This is a genomic window from Streptomyces anulatus (assembly GCF_000721175.1).
GTDB lineage: Bacteria > Actinomycetota > Actinomycetes > Streptomycetales > Streptomycetaceae > Streptomyces > Streptomyces anulatus_C.
Genome location: NZ_JOEZ01000007.1, coordinates 424138 through 439240 on the forward strand (window position 1 = coordinate 424138; position 15103 = coordinate 439240).

General features: G+C 72.0%; 15 protein-coding genes and 1 pseudogene. 7 read left to right on the forward strand and 9 right to left on the reverse strand.

What is annotated here, in order from left to right; translation table 11 throughout:
* Positions 1 to 112 precede the first annotated feature (112 nt).
* A complete protein-coding gene (locus IG90_RS0110400; protein WP_030580939.1) occupies positions 113 to 763 on the reverse strand; it encodes a response regulator in 651 nt (216 codons plus the stop codon).
* Positions 760 to 1959, reverse strand: a complete 1200-nt coding sequence (locus IG90_RS0110405) for a histidine kinase (RefSeq protein WP_030580942.1) — start codon at positions 1957 to 1959, stop codon at positions 760 to 762. The genes IG90_RS0110400 and IG90_RS0110405 overlap by 4 nt, the downstream gene beginning before the upstream one ends.
* 151 nt (positions 1960 to 2110) lie before the next feature.
* Between IG90_RS0110405 and IG90_RS0110410 the strand changes: the two genes are divergently transcribed.
* Complete coding sequence (locus tag IG90_RS0110410) at positions 2111 to 2677, forward strand: hypothetical protein (protein WP_030580946.1); 567 nt, start codon at positions 2111 to 2113, stop codon at positions 2675 to 2677.
* Positions 2678 to 2698: 21 nt separating this feature from the next.
* Here the strand turns inward: IG90_RS0110410 and IG90_RS0110415 are convergent, their stop codons facing one another.
* Positions 2699 to 3271: a cob(I)yrinic acid a,c-diamide adenosyltransferase gene (locus IG90_RS0110415; protein ID WP_030580949.1), complete on the reverse strand. Its 573-nt coding sequence runs from the start codon at positions 3269 to 3271 to the stop codon at positions 2699 to 2701.
* A 207-nt stretch (positions 3272 to 3478) separates the two neighbouring features.
* On the opposite strand from IG90_RS0110415, the gene IG90_RS44275 reads away from it, so the two are divergent.
* The 4 genes from IG90_RS44275 to IG90_RS0110440 all read left to right on the forward strand — a co-directional run bounded on the left by IG90_RS44275 (position 3479) and on the right by IG90_RS0110440 (position 7928).
* Positions 3479 to 3616, forward strand: coding sequence for a hypothetical protein (locus tag IG90_RS44275; RefSeq protein ID WP_157846305.1), 138 nt, complete (start codon positions 3479 to 3481; stop codon positions 3614 to 3616).
* A 150-nt stretch (positions 3617 to 3766) separates the two neighbouring features.
* On the forward strand, positions 3767 to 4615 hold the full coding sequence (locus IG90_RS0110430) for a 3-hydroxyacyl-CoA dehydrogenase family protein (RefSeq protein WP_030580952.1): 849 nt from the start codon (positions 3767 to 3769) through the stop codon (positions 4613 to 4615).
* A 269-nt stretch (positions 4616 to 4884) separates the two neighbouring features.
* A complete protein-coding gene (locus IG90_RS0110435) occupies positions 4885 to 5205 on the forward strand; it encodes an STAS domain-containing protein (protein WP_030580955.1) in 321 nt (106 codons plus the stop codon).
* A 221-nt stretch (positions 5206 to 5426) separates the two neighbouring features.
* Positions 5427 to 7928, forward strand: coding sequence for a DEAD/DEAH box helicase family protein (locus IG90_RS0110440; protein WP_030580958.1), 2502 nt, complete (start codon positions 5427 to 5429; stop codon positions 7926 to 7928).
* 70 nt (positions 7929 to 7998) lie between these two features.
* On the opposite strand, the gene nucS is transcribed toward IG90_RS0110440, so the two are convergent.
* Entirely contained in the window at positions 7999 to 8670 is a 672-nt protein-coding gene (nucS, locus tag IG90_RS0110445; protein WP_030079290.1) for an endonuclease NucS, read from the reverse strand.
* Positions 8671 to 8944: 274 nt separating this feature from the next.
* Here nucS and IG90_RS0110450 point away from each other — a divergent pair, with 274 nt between their 5' ends.
* Complete coding sequence (locus IG90_RS0110450; RefSeq protein ID WP_030580963.1) at positions 8945 to 9337, forward strand: SCO5389 family protein; 393 nt, start codon at positions 8945 to 8947, stop codon at positions 9335 to 9337.
* Between the two features lie 128 nt (positions 9338 to 9465).
* On the opposite strand, the gene IG90_RS0110455 is transcribed toward IG90_RS0110450, so the two are convergent.
* Positions 9466 to 10575, reverse strand: coding sequence for an LLM class flavin-dependent oxidoreductase (locus IG90_RS0110455; RefSeq protein ID WP_030580966.1), 1110 nt, complete (start codon positions 10573 to 10575; stop codon positions 9466 to 9468).
* Positions 10576 to 10787: 212 nt separating this feature from the next.
* Between IG90_RS0110455 and IG90_RS45705 the strand changes: the two genes are divergently transcribed.
* Entirely contained in the window at positions 10788 to 11117 is a 330-nt protein-coding gene (locus tag IG90_RS45705) for an ATP/GTP-binding protein (protein ID WP_078841967.1), read from the forward strand.
* 142 nt (positions 11118 to 11259) lie between these two features.
* On the opposite strand, the pseudogene IG90_RS0110460 reads toward IG90_RS45705, so the two are convergent.
* The 4 genes and pseudogenes from IG90_RS0110460 to IG90_RS0110475 all read right to left on the reverse strand — a co-directional run.
* Positions 11260 to 11973, reverse strand: a pseudogene (locus tag IG90_RS0110460) (ABC transporter permease subunit); the annotation flags it as partial.
* Positions 11970 to 13127: an ABC transporter ATP-binding protein gene (locus IG90_RS0110465; RefSeq protein WP_030580972.1), complete on the reverse strand. Its 1158-nt coding sequence runs from the start codon at positions 13125 to 13127 to the stop codon at positions 11970 to 11972. The pseudogene IG90_RS0110460 and the gene IG90_RS0110465, both read right to left, overlap by 4 nt.
* 130 nt (positions 13128 to 13257) lie before the next feature.
* Complete coding sequence (locus IG90_RS0110470; RefSeq protein ID WP_030580975.1) at positions 13258 to 14037, reverse strand: ABC transporter permease; 780 nt, start codon at positions 14035 to 14037, stop codon at positions 13258 to 13260.
* A gap of 5 nt (positions 14038 to 14042) precedes the next feature.
* Positions 14043 to 15038 carry an ABC transporter ATP-binding protein gene (locus IG90_RS0110475; RefSeq protein WP_030580978.1) on the reverse strand — a complete coding sequence of 332 codons (996 nt, stop codon included), beginning with the start codon at positions 15036 to 15038 and terminating at the stop codon, positions 14043 to 14045.
* Positions 15039 to 15103 lie beyond the last annotated feature (65 nt).

A 15103-nucleotide genomic window follows, 5' to 3' on the forward strand; every position in this document is an offset into this window, starting at 1 on the left:
CCTGCGCCGCCCTGAGTACGGGTGCTGTCGTACTCACCGCAGTGTGTGTCGGTGACAGTAGAAAGGTCTGGACCAACCGTCAAGAGGTCTGGACCAAAGATCGATACCCGGCTCAGATCCCCAACTCCTGCGCCAGAACGGCCGCCTGAACCCGGCTGCGCAGCTCCAGCTTGCCCAGCAGCCTGCTGACGTGCGTCTTCACCGTGGCCTCGGCCATCGAGAGACGCAGCGCGATCTCCGCGTTCGACAGCCCCTCGCCCAGGCACCCCAGCACCTCGCGTTCGCGCCGGGTGAGCGTGTCCAGCACCGCCGGATCGGCGGTCCCCCGGCCGCGTACGGACGTCGATCCGGCGAACTCCGCGATCAGCCGGCGGGTCACGGCCGGGGCGATGAGCCCCTCACCGCGCGCCACCGTCCGTACCGCCTCCAGGAGGTCGCGGGCGTCGGTGTTCTTCAGCAGGAACCCGGAGGCGCCGGCGCGCAGCGCCCCGAAGACGTACTCGTCCAGGTCGAACGTGGTCAGCACGAGGACGTCCGCGAGCTCCTCCGCGACCACCTGCCGCGTCGCCGACACCCCGTCGAGGCGCGGCATCTGCACGTCCATCAGCACCAGATCCGGGCGGAGTTCACGCGCCAGGCGCACCGCGGCCTCGCCGTCCCCCGCCTCTGCGACGACCTCGATGTCCGGTGCGCTGCCGAGGATCAGCACCAGTCCCGCGCGCACCGCCGACTGGTCCTCCGCGACCAGTACCCGGATCGTCATTCCCGCATCGTCCTCTCCGTCACGGGCAGTTCGGCCCGCACCCGCCAGATCTTGGTTCCGTCGCCGTCCGGCTCGGCCCCCGCGGTGATCGTCCCGCCGAGCAGCGCCACCCGCTCCCGCATGCCCACCAGGCCCGCCCCCGAACCGGGCGCCGTGGGGCCGGGGCGACTGCCGGACACACTGGTCACCTCGACCGTCAGCAGTTCCCCGGTCCGGCCGAGCCGCACCACGACCGGGCCCGGCGCGGCGTGCTTGAGAGCGTTGGTCAGGGACTCCTGGACGATCCGGTACGCGGCCAGCTCGACCGGCGTCGGCAGCGCCTCGGCCCCCGCCTCCCGGGTGTCCTCCAGGGTGCAGACCAGCCCGCCGGACGCACCGTTGACGTTCGTCTGCTCGACCAGGGTGTCCACGGCGGCGAGCGTCGGGGCCGCGGCCGGGGCCCCGTCCTCGCCGCCCTCCCGCAGCAGCCCGATCAGCCGGCGCATCTCCGCGAGGCCCTCGACGCTGTTCTCCCGGATCACCTTCAGGGCGTTCCGCGAGGTCTCCGGGTCGCCGATGGACAAGGCGGCGGTGGAGTGGATCGCCACCGCGGAGAGATGGTTGGCCACCATGTCGTGGAGCTCCCGGGCCATCCGGGCCCGCTCGGCGACCACCGCCTGCCTCCGGTCCATCTCGGCGAGCCGCGCGGTCTGGCGGGCGGCCAGCCGGGCGGCCTCGGCGGCGGCGCGGTGGTTGCGCACGACGACGCCGGTGATGGCGGGGAGGAAGGAGACCAGCCCCGTGACGACGCCGATCAGCAGGGCCTCGGGTCTGCGGAACCAGGCCAGGAAGCCGATCGTGCTCGCGACGGTGACCAGGAGCGCGGTCACCGGGATCCGGCGGGCCGCGGCCGGGGTCCCGTAAAGCACGGCCGCATACATGACATCAGTGAACATCAGGATGGTCGCCAGGCTGCCCCGGGTGAACTGGTCCGCGATCAGCGCCAGGGTGCCGATGGCCAGGGCCGTCAGCGGGGCGCTCCGGCGCAGCAGCTCCATCGCGGCCATCACGGTCAGCGGTACGAGCGTGACCCACGGGGCGGCGAAGGGGCGGCCGCCCTGGGGGTGCAGGCCGAGCAGCCACAGGAGCAGCCCGCCGAGCAGCCCGGAGGCGGCGAGGGCGACGTCGTCGCGGTGGGGGCGGATCGCGGTGAGCACCCCTCCATCCAACACGCGGCACCGCCGCCGGGCCTCCCTTCGGGGACGGATGCGCGACTACATCGAAGGATGCAGTCCGGTTTCGTCACTGCCGACGACGCCTGGCCGCCCGGCGGCCGGGAGGCTGGAGGACGACGGGAGGAGAGAGACTGTGATCGCGCTACTGGTGGTGCTCTGTGAAGTCGCGTTCTGGGTGCTGCTGGCCGCCGGGCTCGCGCTGCGGTACGTCGCGAGGAAACCGAGGCTGGGTGCCGCGGTGCTGCTGTGCGAGCCGCTGCTGGAGGTCGTGCTGCTGGTGGTGACGGCCATCGACCTGAAGAACGGGGCCGAGCCGGACTGGAAGCACGGTCTGGCCGCCGTCTACATCGGCTTCACCGTGGGCCTGGGCCACTCCACCATCAAGTGGGTCGACGCCCGCGTCGCCCACCGCTGGTTCGGCGGCCCGCCGCCGGTGAAGCCACCGAAGTACGGCATGGCCCGCGCCGCCCACGAGTGGCGCACCGCCGCCCGCTGGATCCTGGCCGCCGCGGTCGCGCTGGGCCTGCTCCAAGCGGCGGTCTGGTACGTCGGCAGCGGCGGGGACACCGGCTCGTTGCGGGTGTGGCAGCAGAAGATGGGCCTGGTGATCGGCATCAACCTGATCATCGCGGGTGGCTACACGGTGTTCCCCAAGAAGGCACCCAAGGGTGTTGCCGAGCGGGAGCCCGTCGACCGGTAGGCGGACTCCCGCCGGCCGGTGTCAGCGCTCGCCGCCCGGCACCCACAGCACGTCCCCGACCTCCTTGTTCGCGCTCCGCGCGAGGATGAACAGGAGGTCGGAGAGACGGTTGAGGTAGGTGGCGGTCAGCGTGTTCATCGACTCGCCGTGCACCTCCAGGGCCGCCCAGGTGGACCGCTCGGCGCGCCGGACCACTGTGCAGGCCTGGTGCAGCAGGGCCGCGCCGGGCGTTCCGCCGGGGAGGATGAAGCTGCGGAGCTTCTCCAGCTCCTCCAGGAAGGTGTCGCAGTCCGCCTCCAGCTTGTCGATGTAGGACTGCTCGACCCGCAGTGGCGGATACTTCGGGTCCTCCACCACCGGGGTGCACAGGTCCGCGCCCACGTCGAAGAGGTCGTTCTGGACGCGTACGAGAACCTTCACCAGGTCCTCGGACAGCTGTCCCAGCGCGATGGCGGCGCCGATCGCCGCGTTGGCCTCGTTGGCGTCCGCGTACGCCGAGATCCGCAGATCGGTCTTGGCGGTGCGGCTCATGTCGCCGAGGGCCGTGGTGCCCTGGTCGCCGGTCCGGGTGTAGATGCGCGTCAGATTGACCATGGGGTCAGCGTAGTTACGCTCCGGCCCGCCGGACGACCCGTGTGCCCACCGTCACGGCCGCGGCGGCGAAGCCCACGGCGACCAGGACCCCGTAGAGAGCCTGGAAGGTGAACAACGCGGCGTCGCGCAGCACTCGCCCCAGCAGCAGGGCCGACCGGCCGACCGGGGCACCCGCATCCGTTCCACGAGGATTTCCTCCTCGACCGGATGGAGGGCGTCACCCAGCGCGTCGCCCGGTACGTCCGTGCCCGCGACGAGGGCGAGCCGGCCGCCGAGGCGGTCCGCGACATCGAGGGGCTCCTCGGCGATCAGGTCCTCAACTACGCGCGGCGCGGGACCGAATGACGCGTCCCGGTGTGATGTCCGTCATCTGAGACGTGACGCGCATCTCTTCACCACCCCAGCGCGCCCGACGGGTACTAACCTCCGCCGGAGAGCAATGTGAACCGCCGTGAACAGAAGCGCACGGGCGAACAGAAACCAAGGGGTGCGAACGTGGCCAGGAAGCTCGCCGTCATCGGGGCCGGACTCATGGGATCCGGGATCGCGCAGGTCTCCGCCCAGGCGGGCTGGGACGTTGTGCTGCGGGACGTCACCGACGCCGCGCTGACCCGTGGCCGTGACGGCATCAAGGCCTCGTACGACAAGTTCGTCGCCAAGGGCAAGCTGGACGCGGCCGACGCCGAGGCCGCGCTCGCCCGCATCACCACGACCACCGACCTCGACGCGGTGGCCGACGCGGACGTCGTCGTGGAAGCGGTCTTCGAGAAGCTGGAAGTCAAGCACGAGATCTTCCGGGCGCTGGACAAGGTCGTCGGCGAGCACACCGTCCTCGCGTCCAACACCTCCGCCATCCCGATCACCAAGATCGCGGCCGTGACGGAGCGCCCGGAACGTGTCGTCGGCGTGCACTTCTTCTCGCCGGTCCCGATGATGCAGCTCTGCGAGCTGGTGCGCGGCTACAAGACCAGCGACGAAACCCTCGCCACCGCCCGGGAGTTCGCCGAGTCGGTCGGCAAGACCTGCATCGTCGTCAACCGTGACGTGGCGGGCTTCGTCACCACCCGGCTGATCTCGGCGCTCGTCGTCGAGGCCGCCAAGCTGTACGAGTCGGGCGTCGCCTCGGCCGAGGACATCGACACCGCCTGCAAGCTGGGCTTCGGCCACGCCATGGGCCCGCTCGCCACCGCGGACCTGACCGGCGTCGACATCCTGCTGCACGCCACCGGCAACATCTACACCGAGTCGCAGGACGAGAAGTTCGCCGCCCCGGAACTGATGCGCCGGATGGTCGACGCAGGTGACATCGGGCGCAAGAGCGGGCAGGGCTTCTACACGTACTGACCGGATCCACACCCCCGGCCCGCCGGCCCACCACCGTCCGGGCCGGGGAAGCCGGGGATCTTACCCGGCAGTGACCGGTCCCCGACGAACCGAAGTCACCCCACCGAGTGAATTCGGTATCGGTTTGCTCACAGACGGCAACTTCCCTGTCGTTGCGGGAGTCAGTGGTGGCAGAGGCAAGGCCGGCGGCGGAACAACAGACGGCCCTTCGAGGCTGACGGACCTTTCGGACAGACAGACCTTCTACGGAGCATGACCGGGGAGCGCATATGCACATCAGGGGCGACCACGCCGAGCTGGTCGTCGGGGGCCGCCTCGACGTCCGAAGCGCGGCGGACGCCCGTACGGTCCTGCACTCGGCCGTGGACGACGGAGTCGGCGACCTCGTGCTGGACCTGACCGAGCTGGACTCCTGGGACGCCACCGGACTGGGCGTCATCATGGGGGCCCACCGCCGGGCCGGACGGGCCGGACGCCGTCTCGTGCTGCGCGGCGTGCCGCCGCAGATGCAGCGCCTCCTGGTGGCCACCCGGCTGCACCGCATCCTGGCCATCGAGGGCGGCATCGCCGCGGAGTCACTGCGCGTCTGACGTCACCCGGGGCAACCGGGAAAGTCACGCAATCCTCACCGGAACGTGACGACCTGGACGGCGTGGCACCCCGGCGCTTTATGCATACTGTGCCAAGGTCTAGGGTTCGGCCGTCCGCCGAATGACAACGAACCCATGGGCGGACACCGGACCGGAAGCGACAGCGGGGCGTGCGAGGCCGGGAGGGGCAACCGCGCACGACGCGTCTGGGGGACTTTGCGATGGACCCGACACACCGGGCACCGGAAGAGCACGAGCAGGGCCACGACCGCTCCGGCGGCGAACCCGGCCACCGCCGGCCGTCCCGCGACTCCGGCGGCGCCGACTTCGGCCCGCAGACACCGCAGCAGGTCCGGGTCGTCCAGCTGACCGCCGGCGACCTGCTGCTCACGGTCAACCCCGTCGACGGCAGCGAGGTCGAGGCCTGCCCGCCCGGTTCCGGCCCCGACGCCCCGGTCCGCCGCACCCCCGCCGAACGCGCCGACCACGAACGCGCCGGCGCACCCCCCGTCCCCCCGGGCCCGCCCGCCACGCAGCTGCCCCTCCTGGAGCGCCAGGAGGAACGCGAGCGCCTGGTCCGCCTGCTGGCGCGCGGCCGCAGCGTCCGCCTCACCGGCCAGGCCGGCTCCGGCCGCACCGCGCTGCTGGACGCCGTCGCCGCCGACTGCGCGGACCTGGCCCCCGACGGGGTCGTCCGCCTCAACGGCCGGGGCCGCACCGGCGCCGATCTGCTGCACGCCCTCTTCGACACCGTCTACAAGGCCCAGAGCCACCGCCCCGACCGCGACGAACTGCTCGCGCTCGTCCGGGGCATCGGCGCCGTCGTCGTCGTCGACGACCTGGAGATCGGCGGAGCGGCCCTCGACGAACTGCTCGCCGCCACCCCCGAGTGCGCTTTCCTGCTCGCCACCATCCCCGAGGTCACCACCGCCGGCGTCGACGCCCACCTGGAGGAGGTACTCCTCGCCGGCCTCGGCCGCAGCGCCTCGCTGGCCCTGCTGGAGAAGGTCGTCGAGCGCCCCCTCACCGAGGACGAGCGGAACTGGGCGGGCGACCTCTGGTTCGAGTCCGAGGGCCTGCCGCTCCGCTTCGTCCAGGCCGGATCCCTCCTCGTCCAGCGCGACCGGCTGCGCGCCGACCCCGAAGCCTTCGACGAGTACGACTACTTCGAGCCACGCGCGGACGACGCGCCGCCGGCCCCCGTGGCCCCCGCCGCCGAAGCCCTCGACGTCCCCCTGCCGAGCCTCGGCGAGGGCGCGGCACCCGCCGTGCTGCTCGCCTCCCGGCTCAGCGAGGCGGCCCGCGCGACCCTGCGCTTCGCCGTCGCCCTCGGCGGCGAGGTGCCCCACCAGGCCCATCTGCCGGCCCTGGTGGGCGACACCCACGCGGACGCCGCGCTCGGCGAGCTCGCGGGCTGCGGCCTGCTCTCCCCGGCCGGCCCCCGCTACCGCCTCGCCGCCGGAGTCCTCGCCCAGCTGGCGGCGGCCGGTTACGAGGACGACGCCGCCGCCCACGCCCGTACCGCCGCCCAGCACTATGCCTGGTGGACCTCGCACCCCTCGGTCACCCCCCGGCGGGCCGTCACCGAGGCCGACGCGATCGTCGCCTCGCTGGCCCGGCTGGTCCCGGGCGACGAGGTGGGAGCGGCCAGCGCGGCCGTCCTGCTGGCCCGCAGCGCCTCCCCGGCCTTCGCCGCGGGCCTGGGCTGGGGAGCCTGGGAGCGGGCCCTCAGGGTCGGCCAGGAGGCCGCCAGGATCACCGGCGAGGTCGCTGAGGAGGCCTACTTCCACCATGAGTTGGGCGTCCTCGCGCTCTGCACCGGCAACCCGGACCGGGCCCGCACCGAGCTGGAGACCTCGATCGGGATGCGCGGCGCACTCGCCGACAAGTCCGGGGCCGTCGCCGGACGCCGCGCGCTCGCCCTGGTCGCGGACCGCTCCGGCGACTTCCCGCCGCTCGGCCGCACCCCCTCGGGCGACGAGGTGCCCGTCATACGCCAGGACGGCCCGGGCACTCCGCCCGGCGGGCTCCCGGGCGCGCCGCTGCTCGTCCGGCACACCGCCGAGGAGCAGCCCACCGTCGTCTCCTCGCTGCCGCCCGGCCCCGCCCCGCGCAGGAACGGCGGGCGCGCGGTCCTGGGCGGCGCCCGGCGCAACCTGGCCGCCGCCGGCGCGGGCGCGCTGCTGATCGCGGTGCTCGGCACCGTCGTCACGCTCGGCGTCACCTCCGGCGACGGCGACGTGCCGGACAGCCGCAACGTCACCACCGAGCAGACGGCCACCGAGGACGCGACCGACGACGGCCCGCCCGCGGACGAGCCGGACGACGGCTCCGCCCCGGCCGGGGAGACGACCGGCGGCGAGACGCCCGAGACCCCGGGCACCTCGGAGTCGGCGAGCCCCAGCACGTCCGGCTCGCCGTCCCCGAGCGCGTCCAGCACCGGTGGTACGACGCCGGGGACGGACGACCCGACGGACGACGGGAGCAGCTCGCCGGGCGAGCCCACACCCAGCGGAAAGCCGACAAAGCCCACCACCCCGCCGACGACCCCGCCCACCACCCCGCCGACGACCCCGCCGACCGAGACGCCGACGACCCCGCCCACCGAGACGCCCACCGACGACCCGGAACCGCCCCCGGCGGAGGGGTCCTCCTCCGCCAGTGGCCCCGTCGAGTCGGCGAGCGCCCCGGAATCCGACGCGGCGGCCGACCCGGCGGTCTGAGGACGTCAGGACGGACGAGGCCGGGCGGCTCACGCTTCCGCGTGAACCGCCCGGCCTCCGCCTCCGATGCTCAGAACAGCCGCAGCTTGTCGTCCTCGATGCCCCGCATCGCGTCGTAGTCCAGGACCAGGCAGCCGATGCCACGGTCCGTCGCCAGCACCCGGGCCTGCGGCTTGATCTCCTGCGCGGCGAAGACGCCCCGGACCGGCGCGAGGTGCGGGTCGCGGTTCAGCAGTTCCAGATAGCGCGTCAGCTGCTCCACGCCGTCGATGTCGCCGCGCCGCTTCAGCTCCACGGCCACCGTCTGCCCGTTCGCGTCCCGGCACAGGATGTCCACCGGCCCGATGGCGGTGGGGTATTCACGGCGGATCAGGGTGTGGCCCTCGCCGAGGATCTCGATCCGGTCCGCGAGCAGCTCCTGGAGGTGCGCTTCCACGCCGTCCTTGATGAGCCCGGGGTCGACGCCCAGCTCGTACGACGAGTCGTGGAGGACTTCCTCCATCGTGATGATCAGTTTTTCGCCCGCCTTGTTCACCACGGTCCAGACGCCTTCGTCACCGTCGGCGCCCTCCTTCAGGGTGCACGGCGGGGACATCCAGTTGAGCGGTTTGTACGCCCGGTCGTCGGCGTGGATGGAGACGCTTCCGTCCGCCTTCACCAGGATCAGACGGGGTGCGGAGGGCAGGTGGGCTGTGAGCCGGCCCGCGTAGTCCACGGAGCAACGGGCGATGACGAGACGCATGGTCGGCAACGCTACTCGACGACGGGGGCCCGACGCGATCTCCCCACCCGTCGTCTCCTGTCACTCGGTGCACGCCGCGTCGCGGCGAAGCGGGCTTGCCCCTCTTTGATCCCCTTCGTTATTGGCCGGTTGTGTTCCCAATCTCCTGGTGCGGCCCCGACTGCGCGCTTAACGTGGAAGCAGGAGGTCGCCGTCCGTGCACGCTGCGTCGTCGTCGCCTTCTTCCCTGCCCGTAAGGCCCCGGCCACTGCCCGGGGTCGCGAGAGGAGAACCCATGTCGCTCGACGTCTCACCGGCGCTGTTGGAACAGGCCGAGCGAGGCGAGGTCGACGAAGCCGACTTCGTCGACTGCGTCCGGACCTCCCTGCCCTTCGCATGGGAGATGATCAGCTCGCTGGTGGCTCAGCTGAAGGTCGACGGCGGACAGTTCGCCGACAACCAGACGCCGCCGCCGGACGAGCAGGCACGTGGTCAGCTGCTGCGCGCGCTCGCGAGTGATGCGATACGCGGCGCGCTGCAGCGGCACTTCGGAGTGCGTCTCGCATTCCAGAACTGCCACCGCGTCGCGGTGTTCCCGCTGGACGCCTCGGTCGACGACCGACTGGCCAAGTTCACCTCGGTGAGGGGCCAGTTGCTCAACCAGTCGCCCGAACTACGGGACTGCTGAACGCTTCTGCTGCCGTCCCGGGCCGCGGGAGGTGCAACTGGCTCCGGGGCGGCAGCTCCCGTACCACCGCACCACACGTTCCCCCACATGTCCCACAGCTGTCCCGAGGGAATACCGGCATGCGCGGGTCAGGTGAGCAGCGGCAGTACGTCGGCCCCCAGCCGCCGGACGTTCTCCTCGGTCGCCGCGAGATCACCCGACCCCTCCACCAGGAGGGCGAAGCGCGTGATCCCGGTCCGCTCGGCGGTGGCCGCGAGCCGGTCGGCGGCCAGCCGCGGCGGGCCCACCGGATGCAGCCCGCACAGCAGTTCCGTGTACGCGACCGGGTCCCGCATCACGCGTTGCCTGCCGTCGACCGTGACATGGGCGTCGAGCCCCTGGCGCAGCCAGCCGGGCATCGCCTTCACCAGCATCTCGGTGGCGTCCCCGGCCCCGTCCGCGATCTGGGCCACCCCGGCGGACACATGCGCGGCCCCCTCCACCACCTCGGGCGGATGGCCGGCCTCCCGGGCCGCCGTACGCCACAGGGCGATCATCTCCGCCTTCTCCTCGTCCCCGCAGTGCATGCCCAGCAGCATCGGTAGCGCCTGCCGCGCCGCGAGCCGCACGCTCTTCGCAGAGGTGCACGCCACGATGACCTCGGGCCCCGGGGCGCCCGGCCCCGCGGCGACCGGTCCCGTCATGCCCGGCCCCGCGGCGACCGGTCCCGTCATGCCCGGCCCCGCGCCTGCCGGACCCGCCAGCAGCTCGTCCGCGCGCGGCACCACCGCCACCTCGCGGAAGCCGAACCGCTCGCCGCGCCCCGCGACGCGCGGCTTCCGCAGCCAGTCGAGCACCAGGCCGAGCGCCTCGGGGAAGCCGTTCTCGTACGCGTCGAGACCGCCGCCGAACACCTCCAGGTCCACCCACGGACCGCCCCGGCCCACCCCGAGCGAGAAGCGTCCGCCGCTGGTCAGATGCAGCAACGCGGCCTGCTCGGCGAGCGCGACCGGGTGGTGGTTGGGCAGCACGCTGACCGCCGTGCCGACCCGGATCCTGCGGGTGCGGCCGAGCAGCAGCGCAGCCAGCGTGGTCGCGGACGGGCAGACCCCGTACGGCACGAAGTGGTGCTCGGCCAGCCAGACCGAGTCGAGACCGCTCTCCTCCGCGGCCTCGGTGGACCGGACGGCCCGGTGCAGGGCCTCACCCGGCCCCTGTCCCGGGAACTGGGCTGCCAGAACGAACGTTCCGATGCGCATCGCCTATTGCCTCCTTGCGGCCGACGCGTTCTCCCCCACTGGCAACAACGTCTGACACGTGCCAAAGGCACGGTCCCGGGGGAAGTTGTTGCGATTTTCCGCTAACTCATTCCACTGCCGGATCGGACCGGCCGAGGCACCCGACGACTGCCCCCCATGCCACGCCCTAGGCTTGGACGACTCGTGCCCGATCCGCCCCCGTGAGGTGTCCTGTGTCCCCGCGCCGTAACCGCCCCCGTGGCGGCGAGACCCCCGACGAACGCCTCGGCATGGCACCCGCCAGGTACGGCGGGGGAGGGGCCACCGAGAGCTGGCAGGGCGAGGAGTGGTCGGTGCGCCCGGTCAGCGGCGCGAGCGCCCAGGGCAAGCGGTACCGCTGCCCCGGATGCGACCAGGAGATCCCCTCCGGGGTCCCGCACCTCGTGGCCTGGCCCGAGTTCGGCGGCCTCGACGACCGCAGGCACTGGCACAAGGCGTGCTGGAACGCGAGAGACCGCCGCACCACGCGGGTGCAGCGGTCCCGGAACGCCCCGCGCCACTGAGAGCCTGTCGGGTGGCCTCTGACCGGGCGGCCACGCCCCGGCACGCACGCTTCCGGCGTTGCCGAAATGCCCTGGCAGCTCCGCTACGAGGACCTCTCGGCGCCTTGGAACCGCACGCACCGGACCGCGTCCGCTTTCCGGTCGAAGGCCACCCGAAGTCGATCAGGAAGAGCTGGAGCGCCCGCAGGTCGTCGGCGAACATGAACAGCGCGAGGACCAGGGGCAGCAGCACCACACCGATCATGATGGTGATCGCGCCCGCGGAGTGCCGCACGATCGCGCCGATCCCGAGCGACAGCAGGCCGAGCGCCGCGATGTAGAGCCCGACCCCGACCGTGCCGCGCAGCCAGTCGCCGGCCGACGCGGGCGCGCCGTCCAGGATCAGGGTCTGGAGCCCCGCCACCACCGTGGCGGTCACCGTCGTGACGACGAAGGCCAGCGAGGAGAAGACGATCGACTTCGCCATGAGTACCCGGCCCCGGCTCGGGCAGGCCGTCAGCGTCGTACGGATCATGCCGGTGCTGTACTCGGAGCCGATGGTCAGCACGCCGAGCGTGATCACACAGATCGAGCCCAGCAGCACCCCGAAGAAGCCGAGGCCCAGGACCGGCTCGTCCGCCAGGCTGCCGCCGTCCGCCGCGATCAGCAGCGCGGCGCCGAGCCCGATCGTCAGCATCAGCGCGATCATCACGCCGAGCGTCCAGATCGTGGCGCGTACGGAACGGATCTTGGTCCACTCCGAGGCGACCGCGTCGCCGAGGGTGGCGGGCCGGATCGGGATCGGCGACTCGTAGGAGCCCAGCAGGCCGGCTTCCGGCACCTGCTGGTGGGCCTGCGGGGTGGCCGGCGTCGTCATCGGAGGTCCTTGCTGGTCTGCTCTTCGGCCGGAGCGGCGGAAGAGGGCTCGTCGGCGGGCGCGGGGGAGGGCCCGGAACGGGGCCCGGGGCCCTGGCCCGGAACGGGCGGTGGCGGGGCGTACCAGCCGTCCTGCGGCACCTCCACCGGCTCGGGGGGCGCCGCCAGGCCGCCGGCGCCGAGAAGGCTCGCGTACGGGTCCTGGGGCGGCGGCTCCGCGAGGCCCGCCTTGGCGTCGTCCGTCGAGCGGTAGTCCACCAGGCCCTGCGTCAGCCGCATGTACGCCTCCTCCAGGGAGGCCTGGTGCGGCGAGAGCTCCCAGAGCCGTACGTCGCACCCGTGGGCCAGATCGCTGATCCTCGGCAGCGGCAGCCCGGTGACCCGCAGGGCCCCGCCCGGCTCCGACATGACCCGGCCGCCCGCCTCGATGAGCGAGGCCGTCAGCTTCTCCCGCCCCTCGGGGCCGTCGTCCGGCACCCGGACCCGGGCGAAGTCGGCGGAGTTGGCGGAGATGAAGTCCGTGACGCTCATGTCGGAGAGCAGCCGGCCGCGCCCGATCACGATCAGATGGTCGGCGGTGAGGGCCATCTCGCTCATCAGATGGGACGAGACGAAGACCGTCCGCCCCTCGGCGGCCAGCGACTTCATCAGATTGCGGACCCAGTGGATGCCCTCCGGATCGAGACCGTTGACCGGCTCGTCGAACAGCAGCACCTGCGGATCGCCGAGAAGCGCCGCCGCGATCCCGAGCCGCTGCCCCATCCCGAGCGAGAAGCCGCTGGAGCGCCGCTTGGCGACGTCCCTGAGGCCGACGACGCCCAGCACCTCGTCCACCCGGGCCGCCGGGATGCCGGCCAGCTGGGCAAGGGACAGCAGGTGGTTACGGGCGGTGCGCCCGCCGTGCACGCCCTTGGCGTCCAGCAGCGCGCCCACCTGGCGCGGGGCGTTCGGCAGGTCGCGGTAGGGGTGGCCGCCGATCGTGACGTGACCTGCGGTAGGGCGGTCCAGGCCGAGGATCATGCGCATGGTCGTGGACTTGCCCGACCCGTTGGGACCGAGGAAGCCGGTGACGGCACCCGGCCGCACCTGGAAGGAAAGGTCGTCCACGGCCGTCTTCGCGCCGTAGCGCTTGGTCAGGCCGACTGCCTCGATCATTCTCCAGCCCCATCGACTCACTTGGTCGTTCGGGGCTCGGGCCACCCGGCCGCACACCCCCGTAAGAGTTAGGAGGATAACCAGGCGCCGGCGGTTCCGGCCAAGTTGCGCACAGCCTGCGAGCGGACCGTTACGCGTCCCGCTTCTTCAGGACGAGGAAGCCGCCGAGGACCGCGGCCAGCACCCAGAGCACCATGATCCCGAGGCCCGCCCAGGGGCCGTACGGCGACGGATCGCTGCCCATCGCCTCCGGGACGACCTGCATGATCTTCGACCCGGCCTGGTCGGGGAAGTACCGGGCGACGTTCTTGGCCCCCGGGACCGCGCTCAGGATCTGCGAGACCAGGAAGAAGAAGGGCATCAGGATGCCGAGCGACAGCATGGAACTGCGCAGCATCGCCGCCACCCCCATGGAGAAGATCGCGATCAGTCCCATGTAGAGCCCGCCGCCGACCACCGCGCGCAGCACGTTCTCCGCGCCGATGTCGGTGCCCCGGTCGCCGAGCATGGCCTGGCTCAGGAAGAACGAGACGAAGCTGGTGAGCAGCCCCACGACGAAGGCCAGCACACCGGCCACCGTGATCTTGCTGAGGAGGAACGTCGCGCGCTGGGGCACCGCCGCCAGCGAGGTGCGGATCATGCCGGAGCTGTACTCCGTGCCGACCACGAGCACCCCGAACACGACCATCGCGAGCTGGCCGAGAACGGTCCCCGAGAAGCTGACGAAGGTCGGGTCGAACGTGGCCTGCTCGGTCTCCGAGAGGTCGTCGAACGTCGCGTTCAGCAGGGCGGAGAGTGCCGCGCCCATCACGACCGTGACGGCGAACGCGGCGAACAGGGTCCAGACGGTCGAGGAGACCGACCGGATCTTGGTCCATTCCGAGGTGAGAACCGCGGGTACCGATGCCATCGTCGTCACTCCCCCTCGCTGCCGGTGGTGCCCGGCTTCTTCCAGCCCTCGCCCCAGCCCGCGCCCACCGCGGGTGGTTCGGCGACGGGGTCCCGGTCCGAATGGGCGTGGTACTCCACCGAACCGGCGGTCATCTGCATGAACGCCTCCTCCAGGGAGGCCCGCTGGGGACTCAGCTCGTGCAGCACCAGTTGGTGCCGGGCGGCCAGCTCACCCAGCTCCTCGGTGGTGGCGCCGTCGATCTCCAGGAAGCCGCCCGCCGTCTCGACGGCGGTGAAGCCCTCCTGGTGCAGCACGTCGCGCAGCCGCTCCTGCTGCGGGGAGCGCAGCCGCGCGTAACTGCGGGAGTTCTCGTGGATGAAGTCCGCCATCGAGGTGTCGGCGAGCAGCCTGCCCTGGCCGATCACGATCAAATGGTCGGCGGTCAGCGCCATTTCGCTCATCAGGTGGGACGAGACGAAGATCGTCCGGCCCTCCGAGGCGAGCGCCTTCATCAGATTACGGATCCAGTGGATGCCCTCGGGGTCCAGTCCGTTGACCGGCTCGTCGAACATCAGGATCTCGGGATCGCCCAGCAGCGCGGACGCGATGCCGAGCCGCTGGCCCATGCCGAGGGAGAATCCTTTGGACTTCTTCTTCGCCACCGCGCTCAGGCCGACCATGTCGAGCACTTCGTCGACCCGGCTGCTCGGGATGCGGTTGCTCTGCGCCAGGCACAGCAGGTTGTTGTACGCGCTGCGGCCGCCGTGCATCGCCTTGGCGTCGAGGAGCGCCCCGATGTACTTCAGCGGTTCCTGGAGTTCGCGGTAGTGCTTGCCGTCGATGCGCACCGTACCGCTCGTCGCGTGGTCGAGATCCAGCATCATCCGCATCGTGGTGGACTTGCCCGCCCCGTTCGGGCCGAGAAATCCGGTCACGATGCCCGGCTTGACCTGAAACGACAGATGATCGACGGCGACCTTGCTGCCGAACCGTTTGGTGAGTCCCTCGACCTCGATCATGCGCACACGGTAGAACGCCCGAGCGCCCGGCGCCACCACAACGGCGGAACCGGGCGCACACGGGG

What these genes read in the sequence shown, in the direction of transcription:
- nucS (WP_030079290.1), bottom strand. Translation starts at nt 8,670, where the DNA reads ATGCGTCTCGTCATCGCCCGTTGCTCCGTGGACTACGCGGGCCGGCTC.
- IG90_RS0110415 (WP_030580949.1), bottom strand. Translation starts at nt 3,271, where the DNA reads ATGGTCAATCTGACGCGCATCTACACCCGGACCGGCGACCAGGGCACC.
- IG90_RS0110470 (WP_030580975.1), bottom strand. Translation starts at nt 14,037, where the DNA reads ATGGCATCGGTACCCGCGGTTCTCACCTCGGAATGGACCAAGATCCGG.
- IG90_RS0110450 (WP_030580963.1), top strand. Translation starts at nt 8,945, where the DNA reads ATGTCGCTCGACGTCTCACCGGCGCTGTTGGAACAGGCCGAGCGAGGC.
- IG90_RS0110465 (WP_030580972.1), bottom strand. Translation starts at nt 13,127, where the DNA reads ATGATCGAGGCAGTCGGCCTGACCAAGCGCTACGGCGCGAAGACGGCC.
- IG90_RS0110400 (WP_030580939.1), bottom strand. Translation starts at nt 763, where the DNA reads ATGACGATCCGGGTACTGGTCGCGGAGGACCAGTCGGCGGTGCGCGCG.
- IG90_RS44275 (WP_157846305.1), top strand. Translation starts at nt 3,479, where the DNA reads ATGGAGGGCGTCACCCAGCGCGTCGCCCGGTACGTCCGTGCCCGCGAC.
- IG90_RS0110475 (WP_030580978.1), bottom strand. Translation starts at nt 15,038, where the DNA reads ATGATCGAGGTCGAGGGACTCACCAAACGGTTCGGCAGCAAGGTCGCC.
- IG90_RS0110455 (WP_030580966.1), bottom strand. Translation starts at nt 10,575, where the DNA reads ATGCGCATCGGAACGTTCGTTCTGGCAGCCCAGTTCCCGGGACAGGGG.
- IG90_RS0110435 (WP_030580955.1), top strand. Translation starts at nt 4,885, where the DNA reads ATGCACATCAGGGGCGACCACGCCGAGCTGGTCGTCGGGGGCCGCCTC.
- IG90_RS0110440 (WP_030580958.1), top strand. Translation starts at nt 5,427, where the DNA reads ATGGACCCGACACACCGGGCACCGGAAGAGCACGAGCAGGGCCACGAC.